Source organism: Endozoicomonas sp. (genome assembly GCF_965196975.1).
GTDB lineage: Bacteria > Pseudomonadota > Gammaproteobacteria > Pseudomonadales > Endozoicomonadaceae > Endozoicomonas.
This window is the reverse complement of the sequence record NZ_OZ239981.1, coordinates 1,134,471-1,154,531: the sequence shown is the minus strand read 5'-3', so window position 1 is coordinate 1,154,531 and position 20,061 is coordinate 1,134,471. Positions and strand designations below refer to the sequence as shown.

General features: G+C 44.4%; 16 protein-coding genes and 1 pseudogene. 11 read left to right on the top strand and 6 right to left on the bottom strand.

The window, feature by feature from the left end; all coding sequences use genetic code 11:
* Nucleotides 1–126: 126 nt before the first annotated feature.
* The 3 genes from ACOCLE_RS05170 (at nucleotide 127) to ACOCLE_RS05160 (ending at nucleotide 3,713) form a co-directional block, all read left to right on the top strand.
* The gene (locus ACOCLE_RS05170; RefSeq protein ID WP_419535794.1) at nucleotides 127–1,767 is read left to right on the top strand and encodes an ankyrin repeat domain-containing protein; all 1,641 of its coding nucleotides are present in this window, start codon (nucleotides 127–129) and stop codon (nucleotides 1,765–1,767) included.
* Nucleotides 1,768–1,916: 149 nt separating this feature from the next.
* On the top strand, nucleotides 1,917–2,195 hold the full coding sequence (locus tag ACOCLE_RS05165) for a SelT/SelW/SelH family protein (protein ID WP_419535793.1): 279 nt from the start codon (nucleotides 1,917–1,919) through the stop codon (nucleotides 2,193–2,195).
* A gap of 21 nt (nucleotides 2,196–2,216) precedes the next feature.
* Nucleotides 2,217–3,713, top strand: a complete 1,497-nt coding sequence (locus ACOCLE_RS05160; protein ID WP_419535792.1) for a hypothetical protein — start codon at nucleotides 2,217–2,219, stop codon at nucleotides 3,711–3,713.
* Here the strand turns inward: ACOCLE_RS05160 and ACOCLE_RS05155 are convergent.
* The 3 genes from ACOCLE_RS05155 to ACOCLE_RS05145 form a co-directional block, all read right to left on the bottom strand.
* Nucleotides 3,710–4,279, bottom strand: coding sequence for a TIGR04211 family SH3 domain-containing protein (locus ACOCLE_RS05155; RefSeq protein ID WP_419535791.1), 570 nt, complete (start codon nucleotides 4,277–4,279; stop codon nucleotides 3,710–3,712). The genes ACOCLE_RS05160 and ACOCLE_RS05155 overlap by 4 nt on opposite strands.
* Nucleotides 4,280–4,399: 120 nt before the next feature.
* Entirely contained in the window at nucleotides 4,400–4,699 is a 300-nt protein-coding gene (locus ACOCLE_RS05150; protein ID WP_419535790.1) for a YciI family protein, read from the bottom strand.
* Nucleotides 4,700–5,275, bottom strand: a complete 576-nt coding sequence (locus ACOCLE_RS05145) for a septation protein A (RefSeq protein WP_419535789.1) — start codon at nucleotides 5,273–5,275, stop codon at nucleotides 4,700–4,702.
* Nucleotides 5,276–5,424: 149 nt separating this feature from the next.
* On the opposite strand from ACOCLE_RS05145, the gene ACOCLE_RS05140 reads away from it, so the two are divergent.
* From ACOCLE_RS05140 to ACOCLE_RS05130, 3 genes are all read left to right on the top strand, one after another.
* Entirely contained in the window at nucleotides 5,425–6,315 is an 891-nt protein-coding gene (locus tag ACOCLE_RS05140; protein ID WP_419535788.1) for a PHP domain-containing protein, read from the top strand.
* A gap of 309 nt (nucleotides 6,316–6,624) precedes the next feature.
* Nucleotides 6,625–7,251 carry an L-threonylcarbamoyladenylate synthase gene (locus ACOCLE_RS05135; RefSeq protein WP_419537154.1) on the top strand — a complete coding sequence of 209 codons (627 nt, stop codon included), beginning with the start codon at nucleotides 6,625–6,627 and terminating at the stop codon, nucleotides 7,249–7,251.
* A gap of 352 nt (nucleotides 7,252–7,603) precedes the next feature.
* Nucleotides 7,604–9,580 carry a MutS-related protein gene (locus tag ACOCLE_RS05130; protein WP_419535787.1) on the top strand — a complete coding sequence of 659 codons (1,977 nt, stop codon included), beginning with the start codon at nucleotides 7,604–7,606 and terminating at the stop codon, nucleotides 9,578–9,580.
* Between the two features lie 109 nt (nucleotides 9,581–9,689).
* Here the strand turns inward: ACOCLE_RS05130 and ACOCLE_RS05125 are convergent.
* Together ACOCLE_RS05125 and ACOCLE_RS05120 are read right to left on the bottom strand one after the other, a co-directional pair.
* Nucleotides 9,690–9,952: pseudogene (locus tag ACOCLE_RS05125) on the bottom strand (IS982 family transposase); the annotation flags it as partial.
* A gap of 151 nt (nucleotides 9,953–10,103) precedes the next feature.
* Complete coding sequence (locus ACOCLE_RS05120; protein WP_419535786.1) at nucleotides 10,104–10,466, bottom strand: hypothetical protein; 363 nt, start codon at nucleotides 10,464–10,466, stop codon at nucleotides 10,104–10,106.
* A 14-nt stretch (nucleotides 10,467–10,480) separates the two neighbouring features.
* Here ACOCLE_RS05120 and ACOCLE_RS05115 point away from each other — a divergent pair, with 14 nt between their 5' ends.
* Complete coding sequence (locus ACOCLE_RS05115; protein WP_419532972.1) at nucleotides 10,481–11,761, top strand: ISKra4 family transposase; 1,281 nt, start codon at nucleotides 10,481–10,483, stop codon at nucleotides 11,759–11,761.
* An 8-nt stretch (nucleotides 11,762–11,769) separates the two neighbouring features.
* Here ACOCLE_RS05115 and ACOCLE_RS05110 read toward each other — a convergent pair whose 3' ends face one another.
* A complete protein-coding gene (locus ACOCLE_RS05110) occupies nucleotides 11,770–15,282 on the bottom strand; it encodes a hypothetical protein (protein WP_419535785.1) in 3,513 nt (1,170 codons plus the stop codon).
* A gap of 350 nt (nucleotides 15,283–15,632) precedes the next feature.
* On the opposite strand from ACOCLE_RS05110, the gene ACOCLE_RS05105 reads away from it, so the two are divergent.
* The 4 genes from ACOCLE_RS05105 to rhlP all read left to right on the top strand — a co-directional run bounded on the left by ACOCLE_RS05105 (nucleotide 15,633) and on the right by rhlP (nucleotide 20,019).
* On the top strand, nucleotides 15,633–16,808 hold the full coding sequence (locus tag ACOCLE_RS05105; RefSeq protein ID WP_419537153.1) for a tryptophan--tRNA ligase: 1,176 nt from the start codon (nucleotides 15,633–15,635) through the stop codon (nucleotides 16,806–16,808).
* Between the two features lie 213 nt (nucleotides 16,809–17,021).
* Complete coding sequence (locus ACOCLE_RS05100; protein ID WP_419535784.1) at nucleotides 17,022–17,885, top strand: segregation and condensation protein A; 864 nt, start codon at nucleotides 17,022–17,024, stop codon at nucleotides 17,883–17,885.
* Entirely contained in the window at nucleotides 17,886–18,770 is an 885-nt protein-coding gene (scpB, locus tag ACOCLE_RS05095; RefSeq protein ID WP_419535783.1) for an SMC-Scp complex subunit ScpB, read from the top strand.
* 358 nt (nucleotides 18,771–19,128) lie between these two features.
* On the top strand, nucleotides 19,129–20,019 hold the full coding sequence (gene rhlP, locus ACOCLE_RS05090; protein WP_419535782.1) for a rhombotarget lipoprotein: 891 nt from the start codon (nucleotides 19,129–19,131) through the stop codon (nucleotides 20,017–20,019).
* The last annotated feature ends 42 nt before the right edge of the window (nucleotides 20,020–20,061 follow it).

Genomic DNA, 20,061 nt, shown 5'->3' with positions numbered 1-20,061 from the left:
AATCCCCGGGTAGATCCAACCAACAAATAAGGAAAACCGACAATAAAAGACGCAGTCACACCATGCCCTGATGACATATTTGATAAAACAAAATAAAGCAGGCTCGTAAGATCACAAGTGACCAAAATGCCGGTCAACAATACCTTAACGGATGTCGTACGGCATTTTTTAGTATCAACACTCCTTGGAAGCACAGCAATGATAAAGTGGCCAACAGTAAATAGCCTGGCTGCACCTTACCATAAAACAACTGAAGTCAAGGGACCGATTCAAAAACAGGGTGATTTATTATACCTGGTGGGTAAAAATCATTTTGAACTAAAAAGATCTAAATCACTTTTTTGCTTTTCCATTCACGCTATAAAGCTTACAGAAAACCATTGCTCAAGTGTCTGTAAAAAAGCTGACGTGCAGTATTCAGGGCCTGTTAATGAGCACCACATTACTCATCAGTTTCCTGCATTACCTCCGGAGTGGGTCGCCTGTAGAGCAGCACTGCAGGGTGACTATTCAGCCATTGAAGAAATCCTGTTAACAGAACCTCTAGACGTTCTATTAAAACATGACTCTATCTGGGGCTATACACCACTTCATTATTCAGTCAGAGCCTCTGACTGGATAACCACTAAGCTCATAGTTAAAAATACCCCTGATGCCATCACAGTAAAAGACAGATTCGGAAATACCGCTCTTCACATTGCTGCAAAATACAAATTCATCGCAGGCATTCATACATTGCTCCAGAAAAAGCAGGGTGTAAAATGCCTTTTCATAAAAAATAATGAGGGTATGTACCCAAGTTGTTACACCATCATCAATGCAAATCCACAGACTACCCCCTGTCTTCATATGATGGATAAGCCACTCCTGTCCGCTTTAATGACGCGCTACCCAAAAACTGTAACGAGCATTGATCAAAAACTTAGATACGAAGCCAAACTCGCAATAAGTATTCTTGAAAATAAAGAGAACAGAGAAATGGTCAATTATTTTGCAAGAGTGATTGCAACAATGATCTTAACCATGAGTGATACCGAGTTTGAAAAATACCGAAGCGATGTTGATGACTTTATTATGCGCTGTAATTTCCCCACCAGCTCTCTGATCAATCATTCAAACAAAAGAGCACTTTCAAAAACACTACTTTATGTGACCAGAATGGAAGGCTGCCATACGGTAGATATCGTAGCTACTCTGTGGAGAATCGTTGGCAACCTGTTATGTGAAAAAGATCCCGTCACTCGGCACAGGACCTTTATGATTTATGAGCAGTTTGAGTTGATTGGTCGAAATCACCAGATAGACCCTGACTGGCATGCTCCAGTAGACTTCCCGCAAGACTTCGATTGGTTACGCAATGGCTTTCTTGGAGAAGCAGAGGCAAGCAGCTCATTACTTCAGGATATAAGACCGCTGAAAAAACTCAGTAGCTACTACTACAGGCAAACTGCTCATAAGAGCATCTATCAAAATTCGAAAGAACCCTATTTATCCGGCATTTCTGGCATGTGTAATGCCTTTTACTCTATCTATCCGCTTCTTGGCATTGATTTTAATTCGTTCACGGGGATGCGTCTGGCTGAAATTATGGCTGCATTCAATGTATCCATTGCTTTTCATACATTCAAAGAGTGTTTCGATGCTTTTTATATCACTCACATTTATCTCGACGCCCCAAAAAGATTGAAAGGTGATTTTCATAAAAATGCCGGCGTGTTCACTCAGAAGGACAGCGATCAACTACCTGAAAAAAGAGTGCACTGCTGACGTTTTTTCCTATTGTTTGCGTTTGAGCACGGTTCACTTGTGGGCCATATTGAAAGGTGAAAAATATGTTAAAAGAAGCGTTGCGAGGGAAGCGCCACTCAATCAAGATAACGCGTACTTAACAGTCGATAATATCAAGTGAGTGAACAATGAGCGATAAGCCAACTATCGAAATCGAGTACTGCAGTCAATGCCAGTGGCTGTTACGTTCTGCCTGGCTGGCACAGGAACTGTTAAGCACCTTCAGCACGGATATAGGTGAAGTTCGGTTAAAACCGGGAACTGGTGGTATCTTTATTATAAAGCTTAATGGTGAAGAGATCTGGGAAAGGAAAAAGCAAGGCGGTTTTCCTCAACCCAAGGAAATCAAACAGAAAGTCAGGGATGTTATCGATCCTGAAAGAGACCTTGGTCACAATGACCGTTAAACAAAATGAAACACCAAAGTTATGATTAATGGCTCTACTCATCCTGGCCAGTCTATCCCCCAGGCTCAAAAGGCGAATAACGAACCAGCACCCCAACCATCTGCAGACAAACAGGTCACCGGTGGAGCCCCAGATAAACACCTGAGGAAAAAAAAACTGAGTAATTTCTCAGTAAAGCCTGAAGTTCATACTCAAAAGTATCTTACCGAAAGCCTCTCTCCCCCCTCTCAGAGGTTTCCGGAATATCACTTAACGATGAAACAAAAAAGGGCGCTTCGTACTCCAGATGTATTGATGCAAACGAAGCACGGTGTTGGTTTTACACGACTCCACCAGGCCATAAGGGATATGAACTGGGAGCAGGTACAACGAATCTTACAACTTACCCCTCAGGCAATCTTAGAGAAAGATACTGAAGGAAATAACGCAGTCCACCTAGCGGCAACCTGGGGCTTCTCAAAATGCCTGTATCGTATGATTGAAACCCCACAAGGGTTTGAAGCGTTGTCCGTTAAAAACCATCAGGGTTTTTATCCTTTGTGTTGTCTCCTGGGCGAAAAATTCAACATCACATTCGATAAAGGCCTCCTCAATACTGACCCAAACATGCCCTTACAGGCCAGCTACCATGAGTCACTGACAACCCTGGAAGAAAAACACGATCATGAAGCAGTTTTCGCAAAGTCGGTTTTGGAGGATCCTGAAAATATTGCCTTAATGAACGTGATGGCAAGAGCCACCTCACAGTTACTGTTAGCCATGAGCGATGAGATCTTTGATGATTATCGTGAAGAAGTGAATCTTGACTTGCAACGCCGCAATTTTCCCGTCAGTAAACTGATAGACTTTTCAAATAAACTCACCCTGTCCGAGACACTGAAAGCACTCACAGAAGAAGATAATAACAACCGTATTGTAGACATCATGTCAGTGCTCTGGCGTCTATCGGTATTTCTTTTGGAAAGTAAGGGATCTTCAGATCCAGAAAGGCTCAGTCATATTCATGATTTATTGGGTACAATGGGTAAAAGCCATGATATTCACCCAGAGTGGATAGAAGAAGTAACAGCAGATAACCACCAGAAGTTTTGTTTTCTCTCAACTGGCACCCTGGGTGAGGCGGCCATTAATAGCAGCTTGCTAAACAACCTTTACCCCTTAAAAAAGCGAAGCCATTACTTCATAGAGTGTTCATCGAATCACTCTTCCCCTCCTGACCTGTGCCAGATAAATAAAAGCTGTGGTATGCCTTATCTCGCAGGCCCTTCTGGTATGGCAAACTGTTTTTATGCTGTAAACCTCCTGTTTAACATCGACTTCCATTCAGCAGCAGGCCAGCGTCTTGCCAGAATATTGACTGCATTCACAATAGGAACAGGGGAAAATACCGCAAAAGAGGCCCGAGATGGATTGATTATCACCCATGAATATCTGAAATGTTCGGGAAGACTGATGGCTGATTATGAGAGTCGTGCAGGTATATTTACATCCCTGCACAAATCCGCTAAACAGACTTAAACCCAGGCACTCTCTTTCTTGCGGATCTTCAACATCGGCAGGAACAAGCCAAGAATAATCCCAAGCAATATGGTGCCGCCACCAAAAAGATACCAGCGCAGGCTGCTATCCCTGACCAGTTGACGATTTTCAGCCTGAAGCACCTGCAACTGATTTTTCAGCCGCTCGTTTTCCTCAACCAGCTGCTGATTTCGACGGTCGATAGCCAGAGGTTCCGCAGAAATATCCTGAAGTCGTTTCATCTCCACCTGCTGGCGATCCAGCTTATTATCAGCCTTGCCGAGTTCGGATGTGACCTCTTTCAGTTGACCATCCCGTTCAGTCAGAAGTTTTTCCAGCTCTTTATTGTCGGCTTCAAGTTTCCTGACCCTGTCGAGGGCAGCTGGCAACTGACGAAAAGCGGGCGAATTTTTCATCAAATACTGTTTCGGGATGTAACCTTCCTGATCACCATTTTTCACTTTACTGAAACCATTACCAGCGTCTTCTTCCAGCAATACCAGCGCGGTACCGGTCTTAAGACCGCGGTGAACTATCCGGTACTCATTACTGGGTCCGGTGCGCATCGGCACATAGGTAATATCAGTAATGTATCGTGTCTCTGCAGCAACCTGCCCAATCCATAAAAAACCGAGCAGAACAACTAACCAATGTTTTTGCATTTTCACAGTAATCAGAATCTCAAATCACGGCAGAACTTTTTTAAACGGCTTAACGATGACCTGTTGATAGACACCGGCCTCAATATAAGGATCTGCATCTGCCCAGGCCTGAGCTTCATTCAAGCTGACAAATTCGGCAACCACCAGACTACCGGTAAAACCAGCCTCCCCCGGGTCATTGCTGTCTATGGCAGGACAGGGGCCTGCGAGCACCAGCCGCCCCTCATCCTTTAATTTTTGAAGCCGCTCAAGATGAGCAGGGCGAGCCTTCATTCGCAATGGCAGGCTATTATCAACATCCTCACTGAAAATAGCGTAGAGCATTTATTTCTCCTCGGTCTGAATATGTTTTGAAATCACCAGGAACTGACCAATCACAAACAGGAATGTCAGAATGAGGCTGCCGAACACTTTAAAGTCCACCCAGATATCGTGGAAGGTAAATGCCACGAAGAGGTTTGCCGCCCCCAGAAGTATGAAAAAGATCACCCAGCTGATGTTCATTTTGAGCCAGATACCTTCTGGCAGTGTCATGGCATGTCCCATCATCCGTTCCAGCAGGGTCTTTTCACCAATAAACTGACTGCCCAGGAAAGCAACCGCAAAGATCCAGTTTACGATGGGGGCTTTCCATTTCAGAAAAGCTTCATCATGAAAAGCCAGTGTCATGCCCCCGAACAACACAACGGCTGCAAGGGTCACCACATGACTTTTCTCAAGTGTACGGTTCTTCAGGTACAGGCTGCCATAAACCAGAATGGAAGCGACCATTAATACCAGTGTTGCACTGAACGGACCACCCAGTTCAAATTCATTTGCCCCCAGGGTGACCGTTCTTGGGTCCATTTTGTAGACAACAAAGAAGAGAATTAGAGGAATAAAGTCAATTATTTGCTTCATATTTGGCCGATCAGAGTAGAATAGCAGGCACCAGATTAATCAATGATACCGACCTTTCATAGTAAAAAACGGTTAGGGAGTTTGAGCCTGCAGGCAATTACAGTCAAACTACATAATAAACTAATTGAATTTCAGGGTAAGAGACAATTTTGATTTCCATTGATTTACACAGCCACACCACTGCTTCCGATGGAACTCTTGACCCAGTTGAGCTCTGTCAGCGGGCTCAGGAACGGCAGGTTCACACCCTGGCCATTACCGATCATGATACCGTTGCCGCCCACCATTTTCTGCGGGAGCAGGCACTTGAAGGAGACCTGCGACTCATTACCGGGATTGAGCTCTCTACGACCTGGTCCGGTGCTGAAATACATATCGTCGGCTTGAACTTCCCCCTTGATCACAAAGACCTGGACATGGTCGTTAAAGCCCAGGGCGAGTCTCGTAGAAAACGCTCACACCATATTGCAGAACGCCTGGCCCGCCGTTTGCCCGACTGGAATGCCGATCAGATTTTCCAGAAAGTGCTGGATGTGGCAGTTGAACAACAGCAAAACAGCCGTCATGGTTTTACTCTGAAACCGGACGAAGTGCAGATTGGTCGGCCACACTTTGCACGCTGGCTGATCAATGAAGGTCGATGCAATGATATGGATGCCGCTTTTCGAAAGTATCTTGATAACAGCAAAATAGGCAACCTCAAAGCGTTCTGGCCCAGAATGAGCCAGGGTGTCGCCTGGGTCCGGGCATTGGGTGGAACGGCTGTTCTGGCTCACCCTGGAAAATACCGGATGACCGCGACCAAACTCAGAGCACTGCTTAAAGATTTCAAACTGGCCGGCGGGCATGCCATGGAGGTTCAGGGGTCTAACCATCCACAAAGTCAGGTAGAGCAAATGGCTCGCTACTGTCAGGAATATAACCTAATGGCCTCTCAAGGAAGTGACTTCCATAACCCTGATTATCCATGGGTTGATGTTGGCCGGCTGCCCCCTTCTTTACCGAGCAACCTGACGCCAGTTTGGGAAGGCTGGAAATAAGCTCCACCGGGATAAAAAGGTGCTGTTGCAGTACCGTATTACGCTCCGATTTATCACTCGCCCCTAAGTGTCGGTAAAGCCGCTGCGGTTCCTGCTGGCACCCCCTTCTTTCCTGCTGACCACAGTGTTATGATGCGCCACCGCTTTTGCGCAATCACCACTGTGCTCTGTCGCTGAAGCATTTTTATTTCTGAAGGCTCTTTCCTTCATCACTCTTCACTATGGCCGACAAACTCCTGTGCTTGTCTGCAATAACCACTGGTTCTACCAGGCCATAGAGAGTGAACGACCCTGATGCTAACGATTGCCATGAGCCAGTTCTTTCAGATTCATCCCGAAAACCCTCAGTTACGTTTAATTCGCCAGGCGGTCGACATTATTCGCGAAGGTGGGGTGATCGCCTATCCAACAGACTCTGCCTATGCTTTGGGTTGCCATATTGGTGACAAAAAAGCGGTGGAAAGCATTCGAAAAATCCGTCGGCTGGATGAAAAGCATAATTTCACCTTGGTCTGCAGGGATCTTTCAGAACTGGCCACGTATGCTCAGGTAAACAACTCTCAATATCGAATGCTGAAAAACCATACCCCTGGCCCCTACACATTTATCCTGAAAGGGTCGAGAGAAGTGCCTCGCCGCCTGATGCATCCCAAGCGGAAAACCATTGGTATTCGTGTTCCTGAGTGCCCCATTGTGCAATCACTGCTCTCTGAACTGGGCTGCCCAATTATGAGCTCTACGCTACAGCTACCCGGTGATGAATTTCCAATGATGGATCCTTACGATATCAGGATGACGCTTGAATCACAGCTCGATCTCATCATTGATGGCGGCTACCGTGGGATGGAGCCAACAACGGTTGTGAGCCTGCTAGAGGACGTTCCAGAGATTCTCAGGGAAGGTAAAGGGGACCTTGAACCGTTCAATATAGCCTGAGTTGTCAGGTCACAGTGAGAGTTTGGTCAAAGAGTAAATGCTGGAATGTTGCTGGTTTTCTCAGGCATATGCTCTTTGTACCCTATAATCAAACGCAATAACTTTAATATCAGATTTCTCCATTAATTATTTCCAATAATAAAGTTATTCGTTATTAATACCACCTTGAAAACATTTTTTCACCAATCAAAACAACCAATGGTTCTTTTTAACCCTTCACCCTATTTACTCATTAGACATTCAAAAAAGTAGATCTCCCTGAAAAACCTTAATTAATAGCCTAAAATATTTTCGTTGAACTTTATATTAAATTAATTATCTAAAGCTGACCACGAGAAATAAATCAACCACAATGCTAATCCATAGAAATACATTCATTCTAACGACTCAATTCACTCTGAGCCTATTACTCATCAGTTTCAATTTACACGCTGACATTGGCATAAAGAACACTTATCGGGTTTCTCAGCATCATTTTTCACAAGCATACCCTGCTACACAGGATAACACCGAGCCTGTTCATTCGGACACAGATGAAACTCCTGCAATAAAGCTAACCCCCAGTAAAAGAAGAAATGTGCTTTCTGGTGCGTTTGCAGAAGCTGCGGAAATAAATGGTAATGTCAATAATCCCATTTTATCCCAGTATGCAGTTAAGGACTTACATCTAATCAGTGGTTCAACGTCTGCACCAGAGCAGAGCGTTCTGAGAAACCTGGGGAAAACGATCACGGTTTCCGGGGAGGTTATGCTTGCTAACGTTTTGTTGAACCCTAGTACAGATATTACCAAACTCATCCGAAGACAAGAATTAATTCAGTACATTATTGAACAGCCTGAACTGATAACTCAAATTGAAAACAACCTGAATACATTTTCAGAAAATGAAGACGGCCTTATCAGCCTGCTTGACCCTTTGGATTTAATAAACAACCCAATTTTCGAACGTATGGATCCTGCAGAATCTCTCGGACTAAAGCTGGATTCCAGCTACTCACTAGAGATCTTCCGTCGAGCTCTTCAGGCCTGGGAAGTTTTTGGCCTTACCAGTCTACCTTCTGCTTTAATCCCCATACTTCTTGCTCAAATACGCCAGGCCGGTGGTATTGCTGCCAGTCTTCCCAAAAGCGCTTTCACTCTAGGAGGACTTATTCTTGGTGAATGGTTCATGATTCACCTGACTAAACTCATGTATCAGCAGGAGTTTGCTTACTATACCTATGTCATCGAACGCACCATCCGTCCTGCAAAAGCCCTTTTCAGTGCTATGAAGCTCTGGGAAACGCTTGAATATCACCCGATATTTATGGACACGCTGTCTAACTATCCAGGCTTTTACCAACTCAAATCCTCACCGGAAGTAAAAAAAATTCTAGCTTTACTGGAAAACCCCGCAGAGAAGCCCCCCACAAACTTTTGGGAATATTTCACGACCAATGCAGGGCGCTATCAAAAAGCAATTACACTGTTCGCCAAACATAAAGACTTATTACTTCCAATAATACAGGCCACAGGGGAAATTGATGCCTGGCTAACGATCGTACGGTTTGCAAAATCTGGCCAGCAAAGAGAAAAGAACCCCATCACATTTGCTCACTTTATCGAACAGAGCGCTTCTCCCTCATTGCATTTAAGCCAGTTCTGGAGCCCTCACCTAGAGCCTGAAATAGCCGTTCCCAATAACATAAAGTCAGGCAGTGGCTATCCTGCAAATACCGTGATCACAGGGCCTAACGCAGCAGGGAAATCAACCAATATGGACGCCATCGCTATTGCCGTGCTGCTTGCACAAACCTTTGGAGTGGTACCAGCCCAATATGCAAAAATAACCCCTTTCTCATTGATTCATACTCATATGGACATCAGCGCAGAAGTGGCGGCAGGGCTTTCTACCTTCAAAGCTGAAACCGTCAGAGCGATGGAGCTGATGGAACATGTTGAAAAAATGGACCAACAACAGTTCAGCCTGTCATTAATGGATGAAATTTTTAGCAGTACAAACCCAACAGAGGGAGAAGCAGGCACCTATGGCTTCCTGAAGATCATTGCTAATAACACCAAAGCTATCAATATCTGTACTACGCACTATCCAAGACCCATACTCCTTGCTGAAAGGTATCCAGATATTTTTCAAAATATGCACGTCCGAGCTGAAATCACCGAGGGAAAACTGGCCTACAACTATCTGCTGAAGCCGGGTCCTTCACAACAGCACATTGCGATAAGAATTCTCGAAGAGGAAGGGGTTCAACCCAGCTTTCTTGATATTGCAACGGATATCATAAACTACCCAGAAAGATACCCTCTTAACGGTCATGGGTACCACTAATTGCACAAAATAAATAAGCTGAATTGAAAATATTCTAGATAACGTGAGTTCGACGCTCAGAAGACCATAGGTAAAAGCATAATATCAATATATGGTTTTCTGGGCTGATCTGTTTCATAAGCTCTACAAAGCGGTTATAGAATAACAGCTTCGGGAAGTTGTCAAACTTATGAGGGGTGATCAGTCAATGGTAATAGTGCTTGAAACTGCGGTAAGTACTCTGATGGAAATAGATGATGGTCATAATTTTTCAAAGTGACAGCTTTGATATGACAGAAGGCCTTGAGTAGGACAGATGAGCTGTCCATGCCATTATGATTCAAAAGTTATGCAAAAATCATCAATATCACAGAATAAACTGAGAGTTGACACGGAAGCCTCCAGTTCGCTACCTCTGGCGTAGAATCCGAAAAATAACTAAATGGCTGGGACTTCCCTGTCTTTCATCGTAGAACTCACTTTAGTTAGCTACAGATATTTAACATCCTGAGTCTCTTCACAAATATTAAGGTAATATTCCCTCCTAGCAAACTGACCGGGGAGCAGCATCACTCAAAGAACGGTATAACCTGTCAACATACTCAGGGTCTATATTAACCTTACGTTCAGAAGGATTTTCTAGCCAAGCACGCATTTTTGATTGAAAAAAAGAGAAATAGTCATGATTTTTAATCGATGCTTTTAACTCCTCAAGATTTCTGAAAAACTCAACTGCCAATTCATTTTCTTCTACTGTTTTTGTAGCAGAACCCCATCCTGAAACAATAGTTTCTGAATAACCCTCAAACTTCTCATATGTAATCAATGCTCTCATCAGGGGTGCTCTCTCTGAATGATTGAAACAATAGTGCTCTATTTTCACAGCTACTATGGGAACACCACTCATAATAGTTAACTGTCATGCCCGCTTCTGTTATTTCCAGCTCTACCAAAAGCATCGTTTTGCAAATTGAAGTTTCTATAGATTCAGGCAACATGCTGAATCTTGAAGATAGTTTACAGCGTGCACTCAATGAAGCCGGGCAGCTTGGAACAAAAGAGTTATTGGGGCTATTTGAATCACCCAATAAAGAACCTATCGTCGTTAATCAGCAGAAGTGGAACTACAAAGGAAAGGTTCTTAAGCACTATGAAACCTTATACGGTCGTATACCTTTGGAGCGCTCCGTATATCAGGGTGTCAGAGGTGGCAGTACTCTGGCAGCACTTGATCTTCGTGCCGGTATTATTGGTTCAGCTACCCCCAAATTTGCCAAGTCTATCGCCTGGAAATACAGCCAGATGCCAGCGCCTGCGGTAAAAGAAGATTTTGAGACCAACCATCAAAGGACGCTTTCAAATTCTTATATCAAGCATTTATCGGACAGAGTAGGTGCATTAATTGAAGACCAGCAAGACACTCACTACCACCTTCCTCCACTAAAAGAGCCTGTTGAAACAATAGCCATTGGTCTGGATGGAACCTGCATGCTGCTTTGTGAAGAAGGCTGGAGGGAAGCCATGTGTGGGACATTGAGCCTATATTCTGCAGATGGAGACAGGCTCCACACGATATATACAGCCAGTTCGCCAGAGTATGGTAAACAAAGCTTTATGAGCAAGCTCGACGAGGAGATTGCAGATCTAAAACGACTCTACCCAAATGCCACATACATCGGGGTAGCTGACGGGGCTAGAGAAAACTGGAGTTATTTGAAACAACATACCTCTGGGCAGATACTCGATTTTTATCATGCATCTGAATATTTAGCTGGAGCAGCGGAAGCACTGTTTCCAACCAGTAAGGCGAAGCGACACCAGTGGCTTGAAGACAGGCTACATAGTTTGAAAAACAAGCGTGGAGCAGCCAAAAAAATCCTTCAGGAAATTGAATCAGCCGAGCTCCCGAAAAAGACAATCGCACTGACAGAGAAGCGCTACAAAGCTGTGAGCTATTTTACAAACAATCACCAGTTAATGAATTATCATCAGGCGCTTAAACGCCATTGGCCAATAGGTTCAGGAGTTACTGAAGCGGCTTGTAAGACTCTGGTAAAGCAACGATTATGTGGTTCTGGAATGAGGTGGAAAGCAACAGGAGCGGAAGTGCTTTTGACAACAAGAGCACTGATCCAGAGTAAGGGGCGCTGGGAACAACTTTGGTCTGAGTTCATGACTGGAAAGGTTGAAGCTAACCTATGAGTCAGTTATCAAATTGAGAGAGCACCCCTCATCAGTACACCAGACCACTGTTCATCAACAGTGTCAAATTTATCAATAATCAACATTCTATAAAAACCAATACCATTTAGAACTTTTTCTGAACCATGCAAAACTCCCAAAGTTAGTTTCATACTCTCGATCCAACACTTTACTTCACCAATTATGGAAAGACAGGGAACTGCAGGCACCGGCTGGTCAAAAAAACAGCCTATAACACTTGGAAAAACGATATTATTTCTCATCAGTGACTCACAGGAATATATATTTGCCTGTATAGTGAGAATCATTTTTCTACTACCTACATCAAACACCGTAATAACTTTTGTTTCAGGAAGTGAAAAAACACTGATTGAAGGAGCTGTTGTTGTTTCCTTATAAAAAAAATGGTGTTTATTACACATCTCTTTAAATAGAGCCAATAGTTTCAGATATGCATTTAAGGTACATTTAAGATCTACATCTCTAAAACAGTCATTAGATTCTGAGGAAACTTCGAACAACTCCCTTTTGCCAAAACCATCACCACTAATACCATGACTTACCAAAGGTGAGAGTGCTTTTATTCGCACATTTCCTAACTGGATATTCCTGGACAGGGATCCAAATAAATACGCATCTTTACGGTAGATAGTTCTGTGAAATAACTCACCAAGGCAAGACAAAAAGAGACTGGTCGCTTTTAATTTAACTACGCTTTTATCATCCAAAAATGAATGTACTTCAACAAGCTTGCTGGATGCTATATCAGCGTCACTGTCAAATATTGGGCTCTTGATAGAAAGCTCGGTATCAGCCTGAGTAAACGACAAGTCAATAGTATCCTGCGGCATGACTGTAACAACCTGTTGAACATCAGCGGACTCCTGGTCTGCGTGGACATGCTCTATAACGCCCTGAGCGCAGTTTTTTGATGTGACCTCCAAAGGATTACCTGAGCCTTCAAATACTGGATGAATATGAACTGGTGCTGCCTCCGCAATTGGCAGTACTGTATTATCGCTCTTCGCCTGACAGGTAACTTCTAGCTTTTCCAGTGTCCCAGAACACAAGTTTTCATTCCCCCCCTTTCCTAACGTCATGAGTTCAGATAAAATATCTTTTATTTCTGAAGATTTACTACCTAATTTTTTTGAACAATCTCGAACTAATTTTGAGAGTTCACTTTCTTTATTTACTCTCATTTTACCACTAGACTCTAGAATCTTTTTCCTCTGTGCAAATAAGTCGCTAACAATCCTGCATTTCCCAAGAATATCACCAACCAGGGGTTCAAGCTCATTTAAACATTGCATAATGTATGAGTAAGATTCTTTCATTGTTAATTCAAGTTCCTTGTGACTCTGATAAAAATGAAAAAAATCTCTAGTGGCATCAGTTATCACTACCAGAATATCAGGAAGGAACTGCTCTGCACTGGCATAAAAAACCACAGCTCTTTTTAATTGAGTACTGGTATTTCCACTCCCTTTCTTATCTGAAGTTAACATATTTTTTTTCTGCGCTTTTTTAGTGACTTCAATACAGTGTTCATAATGAGCACTTGTTTTCAGAAAAGAATGGACAGAAACATGAGCAATATCGCATAAAGAGTAATAACATTCAGCTGTTTGTTCAGGAGACAGGGCCAGATTTAATAAATCGTCACTCAGTATGGATTTCAAATACTGGATAATCGTATGGGGCTCTAGCTTTTTCCGGTGAAGAAAATACCAGTCAATCATTTTAATCACTGTTGGATTATTAAAATCAGCATTACTGTGATCTGCTACTTTCTGATTACACGCTTCTTTTTTACTGGTTCTTACTCCAGACTGCGTGGTCGTGGCTTTTTCATTTTTTTTATTCCTCCCCCGTTTTCTATTCTTAATCTTAGCCAACTTACGGGCAGTCATGGCTCTCTGCAGCATTAACTCTTTTGCTAATTTTTCAGCTTCTGCTAATTTTTCAGCTTCACCTTCCTCAATAAGCTCCTTGGCACACTGTTCATATAGAGTACTTTTAGTTTTGCATTTATCCAAGTAAACCTCAAATTGGTGTTGCCAACCTTTATAAACTTCCAGTGGAGGTTTTTCTGAAAGAGGTTCAGAATCTTTTTTTAATGTTTCCAGACACTGAACGAACTGATAAAACTCACAAAATACTTTATAAAACTCACGCCCATTCTGATAGCCTTTATGAACATCTAATGATAGCAGCATTTCATACTCTACCATCTTATAGAAAGCGCTCAGTAAATGATCAGCTTCCGAGTATTTATAATCCCCAATGGAAAAAACCTTAATTATAAATGATAACAGAGATAAAGCATCACCATACTCCTTGAGGGTTACAAGGACAACAAGTCTGGCAGTAAGGTCTGACATATCATGAAGATCAATATCAAACATATCAAGCCATAAAAGCAACACTTCCTTATAACTAACCACTTGTTCAGCAGTAGTTATCCGCCAATCTTCAACCTTTAAATAAGCAAGTGAATTTACGATTAAAGGCAGAGAGTCTTTTCCAACCTGGCTTAACAGGTCAGGAAAATCATAATCTGATGTTATTTCAGGTTCAGTTTTTGTTTCTGGCTTAGCCTTACACTTCTCAGTAGCTACTGAACCATGAAAAAGATACATTAAAAGTTTCAAATGATCCTGAAGATACTTCCGATAACAGGTTTCTATCGCCTTATCGTTATAGCCTTCTTCCCCTATAACTTTTTGATGACTAAACCCTTGACATGCATCAAACCTTGCCAGCTGATATGGAATTAGTTTTGTGCGAACCTCCTTCGATTCGATCTCCCATAACTCATCAAAAGAGTTAGCTTTTAACCCTGCTCCAGTATAATCGGGTACTGTTTCAGGCAAGCCCCGCTCAATCATCTTTTTCATTAGAACTTCTGGTGGTTTTCCTTCACACTCTTTTTCAAGTTTTTTAATCCGTAAATGCAATTTTTCAAACTTTCTGTCAGAAGGGTACGTTGAAAGAATATGCGCACGATACTCTCTGTTTATTTTGATCAAATGGGACATACTTTCTTCAATAAGAGAAAACTCATCCTCCAGATCAGTCGATATTTCATACCCTGACGGACAAGCCTTAACGACACTCGGCAACTGTTTTTTTACATTGGCCCAATGCATATCTATGTCTCTCCCTAAACCAGCTGCCATTTCCACCAGTTTTCCTTCATGATTATCAAGACGATCAACCACCTTTTCTTTCTGTTTATCAGTCGTCCTAGCTTCTCGGGTAAGCCTTATCGAAGGCCTGACTTTTTGGTGGCTATTTAAAAACGGCAATCTCGCCACTTGATCCTCAAGCGTTATTTTCCTGTCCTCAACCCTTTTGTTATGTTTAGAACTCAAAGTTTCAAATTCGACTTTTGGTGTAATGATTGTCGCGGCTTTAATTGTTTCTTTGGATACTTTCGTGGATGAAGCTTGAGTTTCCAATTCACTTTTCAATACCCACAACTTACCTCCTGCGTCAGGTGCAGTAGCTGGTCGCATCTTTTTCTCTCACGATGAAATTATTAGAATAAGGCGCAGTTAAGACAGTTAATTTCAAAAAATATTCATCCGGTTAATATTTATTTTCTAATTGCAATCCACTCCAATGAAACAGCATCACACCTAGCAGATAATAAAAATAATTGCACTGTAACCAAATCATTAATACCCAAATAATAAACATTAAGCATGAGCTTATAAGATCGAAGATAACGTTTCCTGTTTTAAACAGGGCTAGCTCATAGCCTCCTCTTTCCCCTAGATTAAAACTGTCGTACCCTGTCCTCTCAGGACGAACTCGGGAGAGCCCTTTGAGCGCTGTAGACCCTCAGTCGCGTGTTTTATCTGGTATGCGACCCACTGGCCGATTACATCTTGGCCATTATCACGGTGTTTTGAAAAACTGGCTGGCACTGCAACACGAATACGATTGCTTCTTCTTCGTAGCTGACTGGCACGCACTGACCACGCACTATGAAGATACCCAGCACCTTCAGCAACACATGCTGGACATGGTCACAGACTGGCTGGCGGTTGGTGTTAACCCAGGCTCTTCCACCATATTTATCCAGTCCCGGGTACCGGAGCACGCTGAACTTCACTTGCTGCTTTCGATGATGACTCCCCTCTCATGGCTGGAACGGGTCCCCACTTATAAAGACCAGCAGGAAAAGCTCAAAGAGAAAGACCTTTCCACCTATGGTTTCCTGGGATATCCACTCCTTCAAAGTGCTGACATTCTGGCCTATCGGGCTGGCAGTGTCCCTGTAGGTGCGGACCAGGAAGCTCATGTGGAGATTACCCGGGAAATCGCCCGTCGTTTTAACCACCTTTATGGTCGTGAGCCCGGTTTTGAGCAGAATGCCGAAATGGCCATCAAAAAAATGGGCAGGAAACAGGGTGAAATATACCGAAAGCTTCGTAAAACCTATCTGGAAAAAGGCGATGAAGAAGCTCTGGAGACGGCCAAGGCGCTGCTGAAAGAACAGAACAATATTACCCTGGGTGACCAGGAGCGTCTCTTCGGCTATCTGGAAGGTACCGGCAAGGTGATTCTGCCAGAACCACAAGCCTTGCTGACACCTCAAGCCAGAATGCCTGGACTGGATGGGCAGAAAATGTCCAAGTCTTACAACAACACCATCAGTCTCAGAGAAAGTGCTGATGAGGTGGACGCCAAGATCCGGAAAATGCCCACGGACCCAGCACGTATTCGTCGGAATGACCCAGGCGACCCCATGAAGTGTCCGGTGTGGCAATTCCACAGGCTCTATTCAGACCAGCAACGTCAGGACTGGGTTCAGAGTGGCTGTGCCAGTGCCAGTATCGGCTGTCTGGACTGCAAAAAGCCGTTAATTGAAGCGGTTCAGTCAGAGCTGGAACCCATACGAATTGAAGCCCTGGAACTGGAAAATAACCAGGATGTGGTCAAGAGCATCATTACCGAAGGGTGTGAGAAAGCCCGGGATGAAGCCCAGGACACCCTTAAGGAAGTCCGTGATGCCATGGGACTTCACTACCGTTAATCATAAATACCTGGAACAGAGACAGTGAGTAACAAAGACACAGAAGAACCAAAGCCTCTGTGTCTTTGACACTAAATACAACTCCCCTTCCCACGGTAACTCCCCTCTAGACAGACACCGCCTCAAGCAGGCATGATGGAACTGATTAGCAAATAAGCCGTCCAACCTCTGTATCCCAGTAGAGGCAACGGCCCAGCAAGAGGTGAACTGCCCATGACCACGACGGAAGCCGTGGCCGAACAACCAGAACAGACGCCAGCCCCATCGGAAGCCGAAACCGTTTCCGCTGCACTTGAAAAAGTGGAAAAATCGCTGGCGCTGGTTAAGGGTCAACCATTCACCAAGCTGCCTGACGATCTCTACATTCCACCGGATGCCCTGGAAGTCTTCCTGGAAGCCTTTGAAGGCCCTCTGGATCTTCTGCTCTATCTGATCAAACGTAATAACATGGATATTCTCGATATCCAGGTGTCCCAGATCACTCATCAGTACATGGAATACGTCAAACTGATGGAGAGTTCCCAGTTTGAGCTGGCTGCAGAATATCTGGTTATGGCTGCAACGCTGGCGGAAATCAAATCCCGGATGCTGTTGCCACGAACCACAGAAGCTGAAGAGGAAGAAGAAGATCCTCGTGCAGAGCTGGTCAGACGCCTGCAGGAGTACGAGCGATTTAAGCAAGCGGCCGAAGATCTGGATGAGCTGCCGAGAATGGGACGGGATACCTGGCCTTCAAAAGTTCAGGCGCCTGATTATGAGCGGGTCCAGACACATCCGGATGTTGACCTGCAAGACATACTGGTTGCCCTCAGTGAGGTCATGCGCCGGGCGGATATGTTTGAGCACCACCATGTGGCGGAAGAAGCACTTTCCGTTCGAGAACGGATGAGTGAGGTTCTTGCCATGCTCTCCCCCGAACGCTTCACCCCATTTGTCGCGCTCTATCGGGTCAGCGAAGGTCGACTGGGCGTAGTGGTCACCTTTATGGCCATTATGGAACTGATCAAGGAATCCCTGATCGAACTGGTGCAAAGCGAACCCTTTGGACCGATTCATGTGAAAGCACGGATTGAATAAATGAGCGAAAAACCCGAACTCTCACTGATTCTGGAAGCGGCCATCATGGCCAGCAGCCGCCCATTAAACATCGAACAACTGGCCGCCCTCTTTCCAGAAGAAGAGCGCCCCGACGGGAATGAGATCCGCGAAGCACTGGTTAAGGTATCCGAAGCCTGTGAGGGTCGGGCCTTTGAACTGAAACAGGTCGCTTCCGGCTTTCGCTTTCAGGTTCGTCAGGCCATGGCACCCTGGATTGGCGGCCTCTGGGACGAGAAGCCACAGCGCTATACCCGTGCCCTGTTGGAAACCCTGGCTCTGATCGCCTACCGACAACCCATAACCCGTGGGGAAATTGAAGATATTCGAGGTGTCAGCGTCAGCAGTAATATTATTCGCACCCTGCAGGAACGTGAGTGGGTCCGGGTCGTTGGTCACCGGGATGTACCCGGAAGGCCGGCTATGTTTGCGACCACACGGCAGTTTCTGGATTACTTCAACCTTCAGAACCTCAACGAGTTACCACCACTATCGGAAATTCGGGATCTGGAAGAAATCGCCAAGTCACTGGAGATACCTCCAGAAATTGCCGAAGCACTCGCTGAAGCGGGTGGCACATTAGAGCAACCCGAAATGGCTGATCAGGAAGTTATCCAGGAACGTTCAGCCCAGGAACTGTTCGATGAACTGGATGCCATGGAAGCCGAGCTGCCTACGGGCTTTAATGACTTGATAAAGAAGCAGAAAGTACCTGCCCTGGAGCTGGAAGAAGATAAAGCGCAGAATGCAGAAGCGGCAGGAAATGAGTCAGCAGTTCCTTCAATCGAAGACTCTGAGACTATTGAGCAGACGCCTGATGAGCTAACGTACTCCCAGCCCGATGAACCGGATGAAACATTCCACTGAGTTGATAAAAATCAGCCTGACCTGAAAAATATTAGGCACAGGGATACGAAGTCATGTTTTCGTATTGTTGTGCTTTTCTTATTGTCTTCCAGTTTATCCCCCTGCTTTAAAGCTATCGCTCTGACGAGGAGGCGTTACCAACTGGCCTTTTGACGATCCTCATTACCTTCCGAATAAGTTCTGTTACCATGGTTTTTTGCCTTACGACGCATAAGCCCTGCATAAATAAACGACGATTACTTTTCAGGTAGAAAAATAGCATCAGACATAGAAACACGATCAATCAATGGATAGCGATCAGCCTGAAAAATAAATACGTCTCCAATAACAATTCTTCGAATCGGGTAATGATGGAAAGATGAATAACAAGTACACATCCAGGATGGTATCGATCGCCCTTATATTGGCCACCGCACTCATCTCAGGCTGCACCAGCCACCAGAAGGTTGGTACCCGAAGCAGTGTGATGGATTACCTGTACCCCGAGTCTGACAATATGCTTGTCGAACCCTCCATTCCACACCTGAAAATTCCTTCCCGAGTTGGTATTGCCTTTGTGCCAGAGAGCAGTAACCGTGGATATGTGAGTAACTTCTGGACAGGAGAGAACTATTCAGGCGCATTGAGCGAAGCCAGAAAAATGAAGCTTCTGGAAAACGTTGCTGAGCATTTTAAAAGTCTGGAGTTTGTCAGTGATATAGAGATCATACCGACAGCCTACCTGACTCCTCAGGGTGGATTCTCCAACTTATCTCAAATTAAAACCATGTACGGCATCGATATCATTGCCCTGGTTTCCTATGACCAGGTTCAATTCTCAGATGAAGGACTGCTATCTCTCAGTTATTGGACCATTGTCGGCGCTTATATTGTTTCAGGCGAGGAGAATGACACCAGCACACTGATGGATACAGTGGTGTACGATATTGACAGTAAAAAAATGTTGTTCCGGGCGCCCGGAACCAGCCAGATTTCGGGCAGTTCAACACCGGTCAACCGAAGTAAAGAGCTCCGGAATGACAGCCTCAAAGGATTTGAAGATGCCTCCACCGTCATGATCGAGAACCTGAAAGCAGAGCTGGATCAATTCAAGGCCTCCCTGAAAGACAATCCCAGTCAGGCCAGAGTCACCTACAAACCCGGCTATTCTGGCGGTGGTTCGTTAGGGATCGTTGACACCCTATTCTTTTTATCGTTACTTGGCCTGTTCGCAACCCGCAAATTCAGAAGAAAGCCAAAACTCTCGTAATATAGAATGCTTACCGGATAGGAACGAGAGTACGCAGAATAC

Bases quoted from the DNA above. Each gene is read 5' to 3' on its own strand.
- ACOCLE_RS05170 (WP_419535794.1), top strand. From the start codon at position 127: ATGCCGGTCAACAATACCTTAACGGATGTCGTACGGCATTTTTTAGTA.
- ACOCLE_RS05165 (WP_419535793.1), top strand. From the start codon at position 1,917: ATGAGCGATAAGCCAACTATCGAAATCGAGTACTGCAGTCAATGCCAG.
- ACOCLE_RS05160 (WP_419535792.1), top strand. From the start codon at position 2,217: ATGATTAATGGCTCTACTCATCCTGGCCAGTCTATCCCCCAGGCTCAA.
- ACOCLE_RS05155 (WP_419535791.1), bottom strand. From the start codon at position 4,279: ATGCGCACCGGACCCAGTAATGAGTACCGGATAGTTCACCGCGGTCTT.
- ACOCLE_RS05150 (WP_419535790.1), bottom strand. From the start codon at position 4,699: ATGCTCTACGCTATTTTCAGTGAGGATGTTGATAATAGCCTGCCATTG.
- ACOCLE_RS05145 (WP_419535789.1), bottom strand. From the start codon at position 5,275: ATGAAGCAAATAATTGACTTTATTCCTCTAATTCTCTTCTTTGTTGTC.
- ACOCLE_RS05135 (WP_419537154.1), top strand. From the start codon at position 6,625: ATGAGCCAGTTCTTTCAGATTCATCCCGAAAACCCTCAGTTACGTTTA.
- ACOCLE_RS05130 (WP_419535787.1), top strand. From the start codon at position 7,604: ATGCTAATCCATAGAAATACATTCATTCTAACGACTCAATTCACTCTG.
- ACOCLE_RS05120 (WP_419535786.1), bottom strand. From the start codon at position 10,466: ATGAGTGGTGTTCCCATAGTAGCTGTGAAAATAGAGCACTATTGTTTC.
- ACOCLE_RS05115 (WP_419532972.1), top strand. From the start codon at position 10,481: ATGCCCGCTTCTGTTATTTCCAGCTCTACCAAAAGCATCGTTTTGCAA.
- ACOCLE_RS05110 (WP_419535785.1), bottom strand. From the start codon at position 15,282: ATGCGACCAGCTACTGCACCTGACGCAGGAGGTAAGTTGTGGGTATTG.
- ACOCLE_RS05105 (WP_419537153.1), top strand. From the start codon at position 15,633: ATGCGACCCACTGGCCGATTACATCTTGGCCATTATCACGGTGTTTTG.
- ACOCLE_RS05100 (WP_419535784.1), top strand. From the start codon at position 17,022: ATGACCACGACGGAAGCCGTGGCCGAACAACCAGAACAGACGCCAGCC.
- scpB (WP_419535783.1), top strand. From the start codon at position 17,886: ATGAGCGAAAAACCCGAACTCTCACTGATTCTGGAAGCGGCCATCATG.
- rhlP (WP_419535782.1), top strand. From the start codon at position 19,129: ATGAATAACAAGTACACATCCAGGATGGTATCGATCGCCCTTATATTG.